The 17,785-nt window shown below is 47.6% G+C and carries 12 protein-coding genes and 1 pseudogene; 9 read left to right on the forward strand and 4 right to left on the reverse strand.

The window, feature by feature from the left end; all coding sequences use genetic code 11:
- Positions 1-197: 197 nt before the first annotated feature.
- Positions 198-1,460: a CCA tRNA nucleotidyltransferase gene (locus tag J0895_RS17570; RefSeq protein ID WP_207089310.1), complete on the forward strand. Its 1,263-nt coding sequence runs from the start codon at positions 198-200 to the stop codon at positions 1,458-1,460.
- 49 nt (positions 1,461-1,509) lie between these two features.
- Here the strand turns inward: J0895_RS17570 and J0895_RS26475 are convergent, their stop codons facing one another.
- The 4 genes from J0895_RS26475 to J0895_RS17580 form a co-directional block, all read right to left on the reverse strand.
- Positions 1,510-1,938, reverse strand: coding sequence for a PP2C family protein-serine/threonine phosphatase (locus J0895_RS26475; RefSeq protein ID WP_277989862.1), 429 nt, complete (start codon positions 1,936-1,938; stop codon positions 1,510-1,512).
- Between the two features lie 38 nt (positions 1,939-1,976).
- Entirely contained in the window at positions 1,977-3,197 is a 1,221-nt protein-coding gene (locus J0895_RS26480; protein WP_340643546.1) for a GAF domain-containing SpoIIE family protein phosphatase, read from the reverse strand.
- 54 nt (positions 3,198-3,251) lie between these two features.
- Complete coding sequence (locus J0895_RS17575) at positions 3,252-6,860, reverse strand: ATP-binding protein (protein WP_242541386.1); 3,609 nt, start codon at positions 6,858-6,860, stop codon at positions 3,252-3,254.
- Positions 6,861-7,218: 358 nt separating this feature from the next.
- Positions 7,219-8,367: an NAD(P)/FAD-dependent oxidoreductase gene (locus tag J0895_RS17580; protein WP_207089311.1), complete on the reverse strand. Its 1,149-nt coding sequence runs from the start codon at positions 8,365-8,367 to the stop codon at positions 7,219-7,221.
- A gap of 218 nt (positions 8,368-8,585) precedes the next feature.
- On the opposite strand from J0895_RS17580, the gene J0895_RS17585 reads away from it, so the two are divergent.
- From J0895_RS17585 to J0895_RS17620, 8 genes and pseudogenes are all read left to right on the forward strand, one after another.
- A complete protein-coding gene (locus J0895_RS17585) occupies positions 8,586-9,428 on the forward strand; it encodes a YaaW family protein (RefSeq protein ID WP_207089321.1) in 843 nt (280 codons plus the stop codon).
- A 457-nt stretch (positions 9,429-9,885) separates the two neighbouring features.
- Positions 9,886-11,322 carry an O-antigen ligase family protein gene (locus tag J0895_RS17590; protein ID WP_207089312.1) on the forward strand — a complete coding sequence of 479 codons (1,437 nt, stop codon included), beginning with the start codon at positions 9,886-9,888 and terminating at the stop codon, positions 11,320-11,322.
- Between the two features lie 163 nt (positions 11,323-11,485).
- A complete protein-coding gene (locus J0895_RS17595) occupies positions 11,486-11,695 on the forward strand; it encodes a hypothetical protein (RefSeq protein WP_242541387.1) in 210 nt (69 codons plus the stop codon).
- An 896-nt stretch (positions 11,696-12,591) separates the two neighbouring features.
- A complete protein-coding gene (locus J0895_RS17600) occupies positions 12,592-13,149 on the forward strand; it encodes a Uma2 family endonuclease (RefSeq protein ID WP_207089313.1) in 558 nt (185 codons plus the stop codon).
- Between the two features lie 99 nt (positions 13,150-13,248).
- A complete protein-coding gene (locus J0895_RS17605; protein ID WP_207089314.1) occupies positions 13,249-14,241 on the forward strand; it encodes a tetratricopeptide repeat protein in 993 nt (330 codons plus the stop codon).
- A pseudogene (locus J0895_RS17610) lies at positions 14,223-14,606 on the forward strand (CHASE2 domain-containing protein); the annotation flags it as partial. The gene J0895_RS17605 and the pseudogene J0895_RS17610, both read left to right, overlap by 19 nt.
- A gap of 579 nt (positions 14,607-15,185) precedes the next feature.
- Complete coding sequence (locus J0895_RS17615; RefSeq protein ID WP_207089315.1) at positions 15,186-16,886, forward strand: adenylate/guanylate cyclase domain-containing protein; 1,701 nt, start codon at positions 15,186-15,188, stop codon at positions 16,884-16,886.
- 463 nt (positions 16,887-17,349) lie between these two features.
- Positions 17,350-17,778, forward strand: coding sequence for an FKBP-type peptidyl-prolyl cis-trans isomerase (locus J0895_RS17620; RefSeq protein WP_207089316.1), 429 nt, complete (start codon positions 17,350-17,352; stop codon positions 17,776-17,778).
- Positions 17,779-17,785 lie beyond the last annotated feature (7 nt).

Raw genomic sequence — 17,785 nt, forward strand, 5'->3', positions numbered from 1 at the left:
CGGATCAAGGCAGTAGTGACTTACTGTGCCGGAATTTCACCGAAGACGTGAATGCAACAACCACGCCGATGATTATTCTTAATCGCTTCTACTATTTTAACACGGTTGGCTTATATCCCCACGGATAAATCCGGGGGCTTTACGCCGATTCTTGGTAATCAGCACAGATATTGCCCACCCGGTAGGTTAATTTTTTTATGAAACAAGGCGAATCTATTCGTGCTCTGGGTCCAGAAAGTTGGCCGTTTAGCTTGGAAATGCTGCCGGATGATGCCTATCTCGTCGGCGGTTCGGTGCGAGATGCCTTGCTGGAACGGCAGTCCCCCTATTTGGATTTAGATTTTATCTTACCGGGGTATTCGATTAAGATAGCAAAGCAGATTGCCGATCGCTATAAAGCAGGGTTTGTGGTCCTCGATGATGAACGCAAAATCGCCCGGGTGGTGTTTCCCAATGCCACGGTGGATTTTGCCAAGCAGGAGGGGATGACCCTAGAGGCGGATTTGCAACGCCGGGATTTCACGATTAATGCGATCGCCTACCACCCCAAAACCGGGCAGATTGTAGACCCCCTGAAAGGGCGGGAAGACTTACAAACCAGCACAATCCGGATGGTTTCCCCCACGAATCTCGCGTCGGACCCCCTGCGTTTGTTACGGGGTTATCGGCAGGCGGCGCAATTGGGGTTTACTCTGGAACCGGAAACCCAAGCGGCAATCGGACAGTTAGCGCCTTTGTTGCGTCAGGTGGCAGCGGAACGGGTGAATACGGAGTTATGGTATCTCCTGAACCAAAAAAGGGGAAGTTCTTATCTGGTGGCAGCATGGAAAGATGGTTTGTTGCGCTATTGGTTGCCGGATGCCACAAAAGATTCTTTAAATATTTTAGCCCAGGTTGATGAGGCAGCGATGCAACTGGCGGAAAAATGGCCGCAGTTGGGGGTAGAATTTGCGGCGGATTTACGAGCAATTTTGAGGATTTCTGGGTATTTAGGAATTGCCAAATTAGTCTGTTTGTTACCCTTAGAAACGGGTCCAGCGGAAGCGCAATTAATGCGATTAAAGTTGAGTCGGGTGGAAATTAAAGCAGCAATTCAGGTGATAAAAAGTTGGCAGTTAATCCAACAGCAACCGCGGTTAAAAGACTGGACGGTGCGATCGCATTATTTTCTGTTTCGTCAGGTGGGGTCGTTGTTTCCGTCCTTAGCAGCGATCGCCCTGGCATCAGGAATTTCTCTGGATGCGCTAGGCAATGCAGTTGAGCGCTATTTGGACCCGGAAGACTTAGCAGCACATCCGAAAGTTTTGATTACTGGGACGGATTTAATGAGCGAATTAGGAATTCCCAGAGGTCCGCAAATTGGGGAGATTTTAAATCAAATTCAGTTGGCAACCGTGGAGGGAGAGATTTCTACCCGGGAAGAGGCGATCGCCTTTGCTGCTGCCATTCTGAAGCTGTAAATTGCCCGGGTTAAGGCTTCAGCCCTAACCCGAAAATAAGAGCGAACCTTCAATCTCCTGCCTTCTGTTTGAGGACCAGTAAGGTGATGTCATCATAAACTTTTTGTTGACCAATATAATCTTTAACATCGGAAATCGCCGCCTGTTGGATTTCACTGGCGGATTTGTGGCAGTTTTGCTGCGCCACCTCAATCAACCGTTCTAATCCGTATTCTTGCTTATCCAGATTCAACGCTTCCGTAATCCCATCGGTGTAGAGCACCACCACATCCCCTGGATTTAACTCAATTCGGGCGGTGGTGACAAACTCGGATATTTCTTCCACCATTGCGATCGGAAATCCTAAATCAATGGTATCAATTCGTTCCACAACTCCCTGCGATCGCACAACGATTACCTCTTCATGTTGTCCACTGATTTGCAAGACCCCATTGGCATAATCCAACAGAGCCAAGGTCATGGTTTTATCACAATTCATCCGTTGAGCATTCTGATAAACCGTTCGATTTAGAACATCTAAAAATTCCTGGGATTCGTAAAATTCCCTTCAAATAAACTCCGGACTACGGTTTGAGCCATAATCATCAATACCCCACTTTCTAACCCATGTCCCGTCACATCCCCGATGCCAATTTTCACCCGGTCCTGATATTGCAACACATCATAATAATCGCCACCGACTTCTTCTGCTGGTTCCATAAATCCGGCAATATCTAACCCGGAAATGGCATTAAGTTCCGCATGTTTTGGTAAAATCATTTGTTGCAGGCGACGGGTGACATCTAATTCGGCTGTCATGCGAAGATTATCCGCTTTTAGACGCTCATTCAAAATGGTAATTTCTGCATTCGCTTGCGCCAATTCAGCAGTGCGTTCCTCGACTTTTTGTTCTAGGGTGCGGTACAGGAGGGCATTTTCGAGGGAAATAGCCGCTTGGGAGGCTAAGATTTGCAGGACCTCTAGGCGATCGCTCGTAAAGGCATCGGTGGTTAAGTTATTTTCAAAATAGAGAATTCCCGTCAGTTTCCCTTGATGGCGAATCCTTGTACAGAGTACCGATTTTGGTTGATGTTTGAGAATATAGGGGTCTTGGGTAAACAGTCCCTCCCTTGTCGCATTATTTAACACGACATCAGACTGGGTTTTGGCTACATAATTGACAATTGCTGAGGAAATTTCGTCGCATTCTTCTACGGGAATTGATTGCAGGTTCATCCTCTCTTCCCCAGAAACTACCGCTGCTTCAACGGTTAATTGATGTTCGGTTTTTAAAATTAAAAAGGCTTTAGATGCACCGGCATTTTCTTGGAGAATTTGAATTAATTTTTCCAGCATCTTACTCAGGATAATTTCGCTGGAAAATGCTTCCGAGGCTTTCATTACCGTAAACAAATCCAGGGAACTGCCGCGACTGCTTCCCGTGGAGGAGTTAACAGTTTGGAAGGAATCCATCGATGAACCGGATGGACCACCCCTGCGTAAAATTTTAGGATATTTAGTTTCTAACTGTTGAACTTTGGCTTGAGCGCCCCATTTCTGGTAATTGTAAGCTGCTTCTCGGATATAAACCTGGCCGATTTCATCCCACCCTTTGTGGAAATAAAACTGCGCCGCTAATTCATTGGCGAGGGCTTCATTTTGAGTAAAACCCGATTCTTTTGCCTGGGCGATCGCCTGCCGGTAAAGTTCCATTGCTTCCAGTTCTTTACCCGAAATTCGCGCCATTTCAGCAGACACCAATAGGAATTTATCCTGGTAATTTTCCGGGCAGTTCTCTGCCCAAATTTGGAGTTATTGCTGCTGTTGTTCCAGAAGATTCCAATACTCCTGTTGCTCGGTTTCCGATGCCGTAGGATAAATAGCCGCTAATACCAAACCATAATAAAACCGATGTTTCGTTTGGGGGAAAAACCCAAAGTTAGCCGGAACGAGAGGGTCCGCTTCTTGACAGATGGCGAGGGCTTCCTCATGGCGTTCAAAGCTATATAAAACCTGGGTTTTTAAATAATAGTACCAGTTCACCCCACTGATTAAATTTCCCTCGCGCCACAACCGCAATCCCTCCACTTCATCAAACTCGTTCTCAATCCCCTGAAACTGCTTGATGACCTGCTGCAAATTTAGCCCAGCGTACACCATACTCTGATAATTCGTCTGGCGAATCGTCATCAGAGATTTCTCGGCTTCTTTCGCGATTTCTGGCAGACTATCCCCCATTTCCAACCGGGTCCAGAGTCTGAAAAATAAAGCCCATACTCCATAGATTACATCCCCGACAGACCGGCAAATCAAGTAAGAGCGATCATATAGGGCCAGATTAGTCATGAAGGGTTTCCGGTACGGATTGACGGCATTACAAAACAAATTGATTACCTTGCCGCCAAAGATGGGATTCTTAGATTTTTCGAGCAGTTTTAAAGCGACTTCCCCAAATTCATAACCGAGCTTATAATGGTTTTCCAGCGCCAGCATCAATCCGTAGGCTGAGTAAGCAAAAGCGGAGGTTTCGGTATGACCAAAGGTTAAGGAAAGCCGGGTCATGTTTAACACACACCAGAGATTATAATTGATGTAACCCCCGCCAAATGAAGCCCCCCAAAAGTTGGCTAAAAGGGTCATGCAAACCTGTTTTTCCGGGTCTTCCATCGGGGGTTTATGCAGGAGTTCAGCAATATTAACTTTGCTCAGATTGGCTTGCACTTCTTGCATTTGGATGCCGATCGCCCTTTGCAATTCCTCCTCGGTTTCCGGCCCCTCTAACCCCATCAGCTTCATCCCCGCTAATCCCGCTTGCACCGCATCCTGAAATCGCTCCTGGGTAATCGTCAGCAGCACAATCAGGTTGAAAATTTCAGCCCGGTCAAATTTATCAACAACTCGCTCTAATAGGATAGTAAATAGCTCGTCAGCCCCTTGAAAATTCCCAGCTAAATACTCACATTCCGCCAGTTTCCGATAGAGAGTAAACGTGAGTTCGTAAGCCGTATCCCAAGCTGTTTCCGGCAACAAAGACTGGCCGATCGCCAAATGCTTGACCGCCGCTTGGTACGCCGTAGAAGCTTTGGCTTTTTTGCCTGCCAGAGTATTCAAGCGAGCGACTTCCAATTTAAAATCAGGGTCAAAAATAGACTCTTGACCCGCATTTAAATGGGTCACAATGTCAAAGATTTTAGACTCTAAATCCTCCGAAACCGTGTGACTGAGAATTAACTGACCAATCCGTAAATGAGTATTAGACCGTTCTGATTCCGGAATTAAAGAGTAGGCCGCTTGTTGAACGCGATCGTGCAGGAACTTGTATTCTATCTTAAAATCGCTCTCTTGCAAAGAGGCGGCAGTTTCTTCACTACTTTCTGGTAAAAAGCTAGAATTCTTGCTAGAAAAGATGAATCCTTCCCGCACTGCCGACCACAAATTTCGGGCGACTGTAATCTGAGACTGTTCCCGGACCACAGCCAAAGTTTTCAAATCAAAACTATTCCCAATACAAGCCGCTATCTTCAAACTTTCCTGTACCGTCGGGGCAAGTTTCTGAATATTGCTAGTCATTAATTCAACCACATTATCTGTCATATCCACCCCTCTAATTTGGCCCATTTCCCAGGACCACTCACCCTTGCTTTCCCCATCGGGAAGCCGAAAAGTTAACAGGTGACTGTCATAAAGCGATTTGAGCAACTGGTTAATAAAAAATGGATTGCCTTGAGTCTTCTGGACAATTAACTCGGCCAGGGGCAGACTTTTGGTTACAGAACAGTGCAGGGTATCTGCAATCAATTGATTGATATGTTCTAACTTCAGCGGTTGCAGTTCAATCCGATTAATAATGGCTCCCTGTTTCTCCATCTCCTCGACTGCCGAGATTAACGGATGAGCCGCATCCACTTCATTATCCCGATACGCGCCAATTATCAATAAAGCCTGACTTTCTGAAGCGGTTGCTAATCGTTGAATCAGTTTCAACGAAGCCAAATCCACCCACTGCAAATCATCCAAAAATAATACGAGGGGGTGTTCTTTTTGGGCAAAAACCGCAATAAACTTTTGAAATAGTAAATTAAATCGGTTTTGGGTTTCCGTTGGCGGTAGTTCAGGAACCGGAGGCTGCACCCCAATTATTAATTCTAATTCCGGAATCACATCGGTGATCACCTGTCCTTCTGTTCCTAACGCTTCGATAATCCGCTGTTGCCAACGCGCCAATCTTTCGGGGGTTTCCGTTAAAATTTGGCGAATCAGATTTTGGAAGGCTTGAATCAGGGATTGATAGGGAATATCCCGGTTGAATTGGTCAAATTTTCCTGAGATAAAATAGCCCCGTTGTTGGGCGATCGGTTTGTGAATTTCTTGAACAATCACCGATTTGCCAATGCCGGAAAACCCTGACACTAACATCAGTTCGATTCCCGTCCCATTGGTTTCTGGAGTTTTGGCACTTTCCGCCATTCCGCTGACTCGTGCAAACGCCGCCATTAATGCCGCAATTTCGGCTTCTCTGCCGTACAGTTTCTGGGAGATTTGGAATTTATCCGAGGTATCCTGTTCCCCAGGGGTAAATCTGTCTATCCGACCCGTTTCTTGCCATTGAGTCCAGCATTTTTCTAAATCGTAGCTTAACCCATACGCACTTTGATACCGCTCTTCCGCCGTTTTGGATAGCAATTTCATCACAATTGCACTGACAACCGGAGGAATTTCTGGATTAACTTCATGGGGGGGAATTGGCTGTTTGGCAATGTGAGCATGAACCATTTCCACCGGGTCCGTCGTGGGAAACGGAAGCTCCCCGGTGAGCAGTTGATAAAACGTGATTCCTAGGGAATAAAAGTCCGTGCGGTAGTCAATAGAGCGATTCATCCGCCCGGTTTGTTCCGGGGACATATAAGCCAGAGTTCCTTCAAGTAAATTCGGGTTACTCAACGTTTGGTGAGAGCGTTCCAGACGAGTAGAAATGCCAAAATCTATCAGGGTTACTCGGAATGGATCGAGATTGACCACAATATTTTGTGGCTTAATATCTAAATGAATAATGGATTGTTTATGGAGTTCTCCCAAACTTTTTGTAACGGTAATCGCGATTTTAAAAAAAATTTCTAAGTCTAGGGTTTGAGTAGACAGCAGTTGTTCTGCCGACAAAGGACCAGCATCTTCCATCGTTAAGACCAGCCCTCGACCCCAGCTTTCTAGGCTTAAAGGTTTAACAACCCCTGGGATATCTAACGGCTTGACAATTTCATATTGATGGCGGAATTTAGCAATTTCTGTCGGAGTGGGATATTCAGTTTTTAAGAATTTGAGAATTTCCGTCTGGACTTGGCCTTCCTTGCGGCCTCGACAAACAATCGTATGATTACTTTCATGAATTTCTTCTAAGATTTCATAACCGGCAAAAGAGAGCATAGTTTTTCCTGGTCAAGTTAGTTTGAGTGGTTTTGTAAGGGAAGTAAGGTATCTGAGCTAAAATCAGGGTAACAGTTTTTCGTAGAGAGGGGGAGGAATTGCCTTCTTAGCTACTTTTCTTTTGAAACTCCAACCCGTCAAGTTTTTCTATCGAGTTCAACCCAGATCTGGGTTCTATCCCGATAGGAACCCGGCGACCTGATCGAGTCCTTATTAAAACTTAACAATAAAATTGGGGCGATCGCCCACTCAACTCGCATAGAATAATAGGCACATCGATAGCGCGTCTTGCAGCGGTTTGTTATCAAGAATGTGAGCCATCAGTGAAGCCCATCAGCACACTGATTCGGCACATTTATTACCCCGATGAAAGGCGATCGCTGTTACCGATCGCCTCCCATAAACTCGCCAAAGGTGGCATAGGTCCTCCCAATAGGCGATCGCTCACCCATTCGGCAGCAGCTAAACCCGATTGCAATGCGGTTTCCAGTTGCCGATCGCCACACCAATCTCCAGCACAAACCATCGGTAGCGGTGTCGTTGCACTCAATAACGGTTCCGTTAAGGGATGCCGACAAAAGGCATAGCGCCAACGATGGACCTGCATCCATTCCGGGTCCTTCAACCAGGGAATCACCGATTTCCCGGCGCGATCGCACAATTCTCTCCCCACCGCTTCGAGCTCCGTGGCATCTAAATACCGTTCGGCAAACTCGGCGCTACTGTGCAACACAAACACCGGGTGAGTCGCGCCTGAACCCTTGCTACTCTGCCAAAACATTCCCCGCAAGGGACTCTTTGGGGGAAATACCAGCGATCGCCCCCGAAATTCCCCCTGAACTAACTCTCGTTGTTTCGATGCCGGATACCCCGCCATCACACTAATACAGGGGTCAAACTCCACCGCCTTGAGGCGATCGAGGAACGAACGAGGCAATCGCGTATCCCCCGACTCTAACAGCATCACAGCTTGAGGTGCAGGAATCGCCATCACCACTGCCTTTGCCCGAACTGCCAAGGGGACAGCAGCATCCCCGGAGTCTCCCATCGCTTCTAACTCCAGATGCCAACGCCCCTCCTCTGTGGGGATGATTCTGGTGACTCGACGGCGACGCCAAATCTCTAAATGACGGGCCAAAAATTTGCCCACCGCATTGATCCCCGTTGGGGAAACATAATAAGGAGCACAGAGGGTGGCAACGGGATTTAGCGGGGAGTCGCCCTCCTGAACCTGATAAACCGTATCCGTCCAAGGGACCACGATTCCCTCCCGAGAGAGGACCTGCACCAACTGTTGAGAAAGCATTCCCCTCGGATCTAAAAACGGTGCACCAAAATCAGCCTGGGTATCATATAATCGACGGGTAGCCACTCGTCCGCCCACGCCGCGAGATTTTTCGAGGACGACAACTGTTTGACCCAGACACCGCAACGCTTGGGCAGTGCTCAATCCCGCGATCCCCGCACCGATTACGGCAATGTCAAATTCAAGGATGCGATCGCTCATCGGTTTGTCCTCATCTGGTGTAACAATAATGGGTTTGACTAATCTACCGGATTTGGGACGGTTTCGAGTAAGCTAACAGCAATCGGTCAACTCAGACGGCAGGAACAGACGGTAAATATTCCTAGCCCTTGAGTCGCCGGATGAATCGCCAACATCAAGATTGCCAATCTGTCGAAACCGCAGGGTTTACAAGACAAGCACAGGGGAGGAAGCCAACCTTGGACGAACTGAGAGTAGCGCTAGAGTTAGCCACAGAAGAGGAATTACAGCAAATCACGGACATCTTGTTCCGTCGTCGCTTTAATCCGATTGATTACCTACAAACTCCAGAACCGATCGATATCCAAAGTCGCGATCGCGATTTCTGGCTAGATGCGATCGAAGAGAGATTTCGCTATCTCGCCGCCGATGGGTTAACCGTTTTAACTGGAAAAACCCGAAAAGTTACCTACCGACAAACCCTCATCCAAGTTTGCCGCTATTTAAAAATTCCCTATTCTCAAAGCCTATCCACCACGGATTTAGAAGCCGAGGTGTTTCTGTGCTTGTTGGGAAAAGCATGGCGACAACTCCCCGCATCAGAACAAAACGCCTTGACGGTAAGGGTCCAACGATCGCTGGCATCGGCAACCATTCCCAAACCCCTGCCCCTGTCGATCCAAAAAGACCCCCTGGGTTTACTCTTCAAAGGGGGAAGTGCCGTTGCCTTTACTTCCGTCGTCAAGCCGATCGTCGTTAAACATATTGCCCATCAGTTTGCCCTCCATTTTGCCCGCTATCAAGTTGCTCAAACTGCGATCGTCCGAGGGGGCGCAGTTGCCGCAGGTCAAGTTCAGACTTACCTCACTGCCCAAACTGCCAAGGGTGGAATGGCCCTCTCCGTCGCCCGCTATGGGGCCGCCCGTAGTGCCTTAGCATTACTCGGACCCGTCCTCTGGGGCTGGTTCTTCGCTGATTTAGGCTGGCGAACCATTGCGACTAACTATGGACGCATTATCCCCACCATTTTTACCTTGGCCCAAATTCGGTTGACCCGCAGTGAGTGTTGGGAATTTGCTTAATTGGTCATTGGTCATTGGTCATTGGTCATTGGTCATTGGTCATTGGTCATTGGTCATTGGTCATTGGTCATTGGTCATTTGTCATTGGTCATTTGTCATTTGTTGATGGTCATTGGTTGTTGGTCATTGGTCATTGGTCATTGGTTGATGGTCATTGGTCATTTGTTGATGGTCATTGGTCATTGGTTGTTGGTCATTGGTTGTTGGTCATTTGTCATTGGTTGTTGGTCATTGGTTGTTGGTTGTTGGTCATTTGTCATTGGTTGTTGGGGGAGATGGGGAAGATGGGGAAAATGGTCGTTATCCGATGTTTGTAGTAACGACTGAAGTCGTTATCCGATGTTTGTAGTAACGACTGAAGTCGTTATCCGATGTTTGTAGTAACGACTGAAGTCGTTTCCCCCGTTCATTATTTCCCTCATCCTTGCCACGTCATCCTTAATCCTGCACTCTGTCCATGACCAAATCTTTAACCCTGCGGACCATTTGCCATCCCGATCGCCGGTTACAACTCTGGTGGAATAGCGCCCAAGTCGGACTGTTGTTATTACCCATGAGTCCGTTACTGGGTGGGATGGGTTTGTTGTTGGCCCTGTTTGGCACCTGGAAACAACGGTATCGGGAAATTCAAGGGCGATCGCTCAATCAAGGATTTGGGGTCCTGGCCCTGTGGTTAGTCTTGACAACAGTATTTGCCAGCGATCGCCTCAGTGCCTTCCTGGGATTATTTAATTTTCTGCCCTTCTTTGCCTTATTTGTCACCTTTAGTCTGCTGATCCAGACTCCGGCACAGATGCGGCGAATTGCTTGGATTGCGATCGCCACCTCGGTCCCGATCGCCGTGATTGGCTGGGGTCAACTCTTTTGGGGATGGGAGGGACCCGTCAAATTAGGATTAATCTTAGATTGGCGTTTGGATGCCACCGGCGCACCTCCGGGACGGATGGCGTCAGTGTTTGAATATGCCAACGTCCTGGCAAGTTATTTTTTAATGACCTTTATTCTGGGGTTAGGACTGTGGGTTGAGACCTTTCAGGCATGGCGAACCCTGAAACAACAGCCGAAACAACAGGAAAAAATCCGCGATCCCCGTGATCCCCGGGTGGTGAGAACCATTGACCTCTCGGTGACAGGAGAGGAAGAAAAAGTCAGATGGGGGTTAGTGTTTTTGACCCTGGCGCTGTTGGTGAATGCGATCGCCTTGGTGTTGACCAATTCCCGCAATGGTTGGGCGATCGCCTCAATGGCGGGGGTGGTGTTTATCCTGTACCAAGGATGGCGTTGGTTGCTACTATTCGTTATCGGGGCCATGTCTGCGGTGTTGGGGTCGGCTTTTGCTCCTCACCCCCTGCGCCAAGGTTTACAGGCGATCGTTCCGGCTTATTTTTGGATGCGAATCACGGACCAGTTATATCCCGATCGCCCGGTGGCAACCCTCCGCAAGACGCAATGGCAATTTGCCTGGGATTTGACTCAGACTCGCCCCATCACCGGGTGGGGATTACGAAGCTTTAGCGAACTCTACGAAGCTCAAACTCAAGTCTGGATGGGTCATCCTCACAACCTGTTTTTGATGCTGAGTGCGGAAACCGGGATTCCGGGAATGCTGTTATTGTCCAGTTTAGTCGGTTGGGTCCTCGCAAAAGGGGTCTTAGCGTTCAAGAATTGGCCCGATCTGCCTTTAGAGAGAAATGTCGAGGGAACTGCCTCTGTCCGGGGAGTGATGACCAATGATCGCTTGATTTTTTTCACCTACCTCCTCTCCTTTGCCGGTTGTACCTTATTTCACCTCTTCGATGTCACCCTGTTTGACTCTCGGGTTAACATCTTGGGATGGTTGATCCTCGCGGCCATTTGTGGGGTAGCAGAGTCCCGGCGATCGGCGGTTTATTAAGTTATTTAGCTTCTGCCTTTGGAAATACGAGAATACACGGATCCGAATATCCGAGAAATTACGGAGATTCGATTTCTATAGATCTGCGGTGGTTGAATCAGGACGATCGCGTTTATGGTAGCTTCAGATGCCCATAGAAAGTTTGAAACTTTGAAAAATTATTATGATGATCATAGATATGATTTACCAGTTCCCGAACCTGACAGTAACCGATGTTTTTTCTCATATTTATTCCGTTGGTCGCATTACCCAACGCGATCGGCAATTTATCAAGGTTGCCCTTTTAGAACAGGACCTCAGTGAGGAAGAAATTACCCTCATCGATCGCCTAGTCTATGCCGTCCGACGCGGTTGGCTGCAAATGATTGACTAATTTCTCTCCCCCGTAGCAATTCAGTCAATCTCAACTGTACCCCTGGATACAATTGTTCGGTTAATTCGCTTCATCCGCGTCATTCTCTGCCTTTTTTCCCTTCGCTATATCAGGAGAATCCGCAAACCCAACTTTGCCATAATTGTTATGATTTCTTCATATTGGCAAACCCTTTCCGGAAATTTTTTCCTCACTTGCTATAGATTTATCGGCGAGGACAAGGCACTGCCTTGTCCCTAAATTCTTCTTATTTTATCGGGTTGTTGAATTTTCCTGTAACAGTTGACGAACAACTGGGAATTCAGAATTATCGAGTTCTAAATCCCCCGGTCAGTTGACCGTCAGGGTTCGTTCAATAATTTTTCTAAGCCTTGAAAAAGAAACTTGAATATGTATCGAACTGTCTCAGTCTAAAACTCGACCGAAAAAATTTTTTGCATTCAACTATAGGGAAAAGCTATTGCCTTGACCTAACTGGTATTGAAGATTATTTTTTGGAGTCCTGTAGTCAGGGGACCAGAAACCCGGTTTCTGGGGTAATTTGTGGCTGCGGATTCCCGATGGGGATGAGAAACCTAGCCCTGTCAAGGTGGTAAATTTAATGACGAAAAAGAGTGATGGAATGTAGGGGTAGGGTCTCCAAACCCTATCCGGTGATGTAGGGGTAGGGTCTCCAAACCCTATCCGGTGATGTAGGGGTAGGGTCTCCAAACCCTCTGTAGGGGCTTGACAGGGCTAGGATGAGAAACCCCGTTTCTTAACTAGGTAAGGGACCAGAAACCGGGTTTCTGACGGAGTGTGTTGCCGCTGATCACCGATGGGGTGAACAAGGCGATCGCCTCCCCTTGCCAAGAACCCGCTACAATACACTCAACCCCTGAAATTGCACAGATAAAATGGACGACGAACCGACAACCTTGGCGTTTTTGGACTATCTTGAATTAGAGAAAACCAGTCCCGTTCGCCATGACTACATCGCCGGTCAATTATTTGAAATTGAAACCCTCAGTCCCCAACACGATCGCCTTGCTATCAATATCGGATCCGGACTATACGACCGACTGCGAGATTCAAACTGCCAAGTGTTTACTGCCGAAATGAAACTCTGGATTCCCTCGGCAGATGTTGCCTATTATCCCGATGTCATGGTCATTTGTGAACCGGAAGACCGCAATCCTAACTATAAAACTCAACCTCGATTAATTGTAGAAGTTCTCTCTTCTAATACCATCGCCACGGACCGTCAAGAAAAGTTTTTTGCCTATCAAAACTTACCCAGTTTCCAGGAATATGTCCTCGTTCCTCAAGAGAAAATAGGGATTGAAATTTATCGCAAAACAGCCGAAGCTCAGTGGGAAAAAACTCTATTAAATCCCGGACAAGACCTGTATTTGGAATCCCTGGAATTAACCCTACCCCTGACAGAAATTTATGAAGATTCCTTGATGGAATAAGCTGTTGCCTCTCTAAATTGGAGGTGAGGAAATCATGAAACCTTTGGAGTGCAAACATCTTGCTCGCTAGGATTATCCAATTTAGACAGGCAACAGCTTATGAAAGGAATGTTGGCTCAACTCATCACCCGGGGTCGATCGCGCTGTAAGCATTGGAAATCTCGCATTTTTACCCGGAGAGGATACCGACTGTTGCTTAGGGGTCTAGCTTTTCTGATAGCCTTGAGATTCGTCATCGGGTTGGGACCGGCGATCGCCTCGGGTCTGCATCCTCTCACATCACAAGTCCTCACATTTACTCCAGCACAGGAAAATTCAGGCGATCGCCTCCCATTATCTCAACTCCAAGTGCAGCCGGTGGAGGAACAACGGGGAACTCTCCTCAACCAGGGAAGGGAGCTTTTTCAGGGGGGACGATTTGCAGAAGCAGTCAGCGTCTGGAACCGCACTGCCGAGGGTTATCAACAGCAGGGCGATCGCCTCAATCAAGCCCTCTGTCTCAACTATCTCACCCTCGCTTATCAAGCATTAGCAGAGTGGGACACCGCATCAGCCGCGATCGCCCAAAGTTTATCCCTCCTCGATTCCTGGGTAACTCGCTCTCGCACTTCCGGCAATCCAGTCTCACAGCGGATTCGCGCCCAAGCGTTGAACAGCAAAGGCAGTCTGCAATTGGCCCCGGGAGAACCGGAAGCCGCCCTCGACAGTTGGAAACAAGCCGAATCCTTGTATCAAGCTCAAGGCGACCTCACCGGGGCCTTGGGCAGTCAAATTAACCAAGCTCAAGGGATGCAAACCTTGGGATTATACCTGCGATCGCGACAATTATTAGAGCAGGTAAACCAACAACTGCAATCCCAACCGGATTCCAGTCTCAAAATCATCGGCTTACAAAATCTTGGCAATGCCTTACAAGTCGTCGGGGATTTACCCGAAGCGCAACGGGTGTTAGCACAAAGTTTAGTCATTGCCCAGAATCTGCGCTCTGCCGGGGAAATCAGTACCACCCTGTTGAGTTTGGGCAATACCGCATTTAGCGGCAGTGCCGATGATGCCGTCAAAGCTGGAATAAACGGATGGATAGTACCGTGATTAGTGATGCCGTCAATTTAGCCTCACGGATTGAAGGATTGACTAAAAATTATGGGGTAGCCTTATTAATTGGCGATCGCACCTTTTGTAGCTTGAAAAACCCGAATTCTTATGATATCAGACATATCGACCGGGTTCAAGTCAAAGGCAAATCAGAAATTGTCTCAGTCTATGAAGTCTTTGATGCCGACCCTCCCGCCATCCGCGAGGGCAAATTAATCACCAAAAGCATCTTTGAAGAAGCCATCCAGCTTTACAATAAAGGCTCATATCCTGAAGCCGCCCGGTTCTTTGAAAAGTGTTTAAGAATCAATCCCGCAGATCAAGTCGCCCAAATCTATTTAGAACGCACTCAATCCCACTAACAATTTCAGGGTCTTAGTTGCTATAGCGGTGACCACCGTTATTCGCGTACATCTTAGGAGTGCGTTCGCGTAGCGTGTACGCGCGAGCCCAAACATCTTGCTCGCTATTATCAATAGCGAGCAAGATGCTCGCACTCCTTTAAATGTCTGTACGCGAATGAGTCCACCGAACCGCTATATAGCTTGTTCTAAATGATTTATGACATATATAGATCCCCTCTCCCCCTTTGGGAGAGGCCTGTCCTGAGCTTGTCGAAGGGGGTCGAAGGGTCGAAGGGTCGAAGGGGGTTGGGGGTGAGGGCATTCCACAACGGATTTAGGATCTGCTATAGCTTGTTCTAAATGATTTATGCCCTCTCCTGCTCCCCTCTCCCCCTTTGGGAGAGGGGTTGGGGGTGAGGGCATTCCACAACGGATTTAGGATCGGATATATAGTTGTGACCCTGAACAAACAGGGGATGACTGAAGTCGCGATGAGGAACAGGGGGAAAGGACCGGCTGTTATGGTTCAGGTTTATCAAAAAAGAGCCGATTCATGTCATAATTGCTCTAATATGTCCCCTCCCTTCTGGTGGCCTGATGACCCTCCGCAAGAAAACATTACTGGCGATCGGCTTGACCCTGGCTGGGTTATTTGGAGTCGTGCACTGGACTTCCTCAACTATTTTACTCAATGGCTTTACCGCCTTAGAACAAAAAGAAGCAAGGCGAAATGTCAAAAGAGTTTTGGATGCCTTCTCCAATTATCAGCAGGAATTACAAGCTCTAAACTTTCAGTGGGGGGTGTGGGATGAAACCTATCGGTTTATCGAAGATGGCAATTTAGACTATATTGAGAGAAATTTAGGAGAAGTCAATTTAGCTTCCCTTCGAGCCAATGCGATTCTCTTTATTAATCAAGAGGGTGAACTCGTTTTTGGTCAGGGTTTTGACTTAGTTCGGCAGCAGTTAGTGCCGATTCCCGCAGAGGTTTCTCAGAAGATTTCAGCGACTTCGAGTCAGGTGTTGAATCCCCAAAAATCTTTGGCTGGAATTGTCACCATTAATAACCGTCCTATGACGATCGCCACCGGACCGATTCTCAACAGTCAGGGAAATCTTCCCACTCGGGGGACCGTCGCGATCGCCCGCTTCCTCGATCGCCCAGAAATCGAACGGTTGGCAAAACTCACCCATTTGGATGTGAGGGCCTATGGTCTCCTGGATCCGACGATTCCAGAGGAGTTCCAGCCAACGATCGCTCGCTTATCCCAGATGTCTGAAGACCCTCCTATCCTGATCGAAACCCTCAATTCCGACTGGATGGCAGGATATAGTTTATTGCGGGATATCGATGGCAACCCGGCGGTTTTATTAGAACTAAATCTCCCTCGGGATATTTTTCATCAAGGTCAAGTGAGTTTACGCTATCTGATTGCATCCTTGGTGATTGTGGCCCTATTCTTTGGAGTCTGCACCCTATTATTATTAGAAAAAATGGTCTTGGCCCGATTATCCTATTTGAGTCGAGATGTCAAGGAAATTGATGATCGCAGAGATTTAGCCTTGCGAGTGTCTGTCTCAGGAAAGGATGAATTATCGAGTTTAGCCCAGACCATTAATGCCATGTTAGGAACCCTAGAATCTTCGGCTAAGGCACTGGAAATCGAACGAGCAAAGGCAGAACAGTTATTGCTGAATATTTTACCCGAGGTGATTGCCGATCGCCTCAAGAGTCATGAAGAAAACATTGCCGATAGTTTTGCCGAAGTGACGGTTTTATTTGCCGATATTGTCGGCTTTACCCAACTCTCCTCCCAAATTGAAGCCTCAGAACTCGTGCACTTACTCAATAATATTTTTTCTCGCTTCGATCGCGCCTTAGAACGGTATCAGTTAGAAAAAATTAAGACCATTGGCGATTGTTACATGGTTGTAGCCGGAATGCCGGTTCCCTGTGAAAATAGTGCCGTGGCGATCGCCGAGATGGCCCTAGAAATGCAAGAGGAAATCGCCCGATTTAATGCCGAATTTCATCAATCCTTAAAAATGCGGATGGGGATCCATACCGGACCCGTCGTCGCTGGGGTGATTGGGATTAAAAAATTTATCTACGATCTCTGGGGGGATACAGTGAATACCGCCTCCCGAATGGAATCCCACGGCATCCCCGGCCAAATTCAAGTTTCTGGGGCCACATATAACTGTTTGAAAGCTCAATACCATTTTGAAGAAAGAGGGGCGATCGAGATTAAAGGCAAGGGAGCAATGCAGGTGTATTTGCTCAAAGGGCGCTTGTAAGCTGGGGTGGACGGGGAAGATCGCGGAGATCGCGGAGTAGCTCTCATGTCATGGCTGAAGCCGTGACACGCACTCTTGGAGGCTCTGCCGCCTGATAGGGGACTGGAGGCAGAGCCTCCAAAGGCGCGTTACTTGGCTTCAGCCAAGTAACGAGGACAGAGCCAAGTAACGAGGAAGACTCCCCCATCTCTGGCTGCAAAATTTCGTCTGGCAAGTTAAAATACTAACCGATAACCACAACGGGAACAGAGGTCTAGGTTGGCTGGGGATTTCAGCATTCATGGGTTCCCAGGGGTTAAAGCCCTCCAGCCTGACTGATTTACCATGAAGGAGATCCAAGATTTCTTCACTTCAATCTAGTCTATAGAACCCGCTTTTTTAACGGGCTTATGGATAGAGCAATAAGTAATCAGCGATAGACTTGGATGCTTTGTTTTCGTGAAAATTATTAGGAGCAAACAAAATGACCGAAGCCAAGCAGGGCGATATGGTGAAAGTTCACTACACGGGTAAATTAGATGATGGGACTGTATTTGATTCCTCCATCGATCGCGACCCCCTGGAATTTGTCCTGGGGGAAGGACAACTGATTGCCGGTTTTGAACAAGCGGTTTTAGGCATGACTCCGGGGGAATCCAAAACGGAAAAAATTCCAGCGGAAGAGGCTTATGGTCCCCATCGTGAAGAAATGGTGGTGGAAGTTGAGCGTCAGCAACTGCCGGATGATATCCCCTTAGATGTGGGACAACAATTACAAATTCAACAAGCCCCCAATCAAATTATTCCCGTGGTGATTACGGCGATTTCTGAGTCAAAAGTGACTTTAGATGCCAATCCCCCCCTCGCTGGAAAAGATTTGATTTTTGAAATTGAGTTGGTTGGGATTGCTTAAGGGCAAA

Source organism: Phormidium pseudopriestleyi FRX01, assembly GCF_017313335.1.
Lineage (GTDB): Bacteria > Cyanobacteriota > Cyanobacteriia > Cyanobacteriales > Laspinemataceae > Laspinema > Laspinema pseudopriestleyi.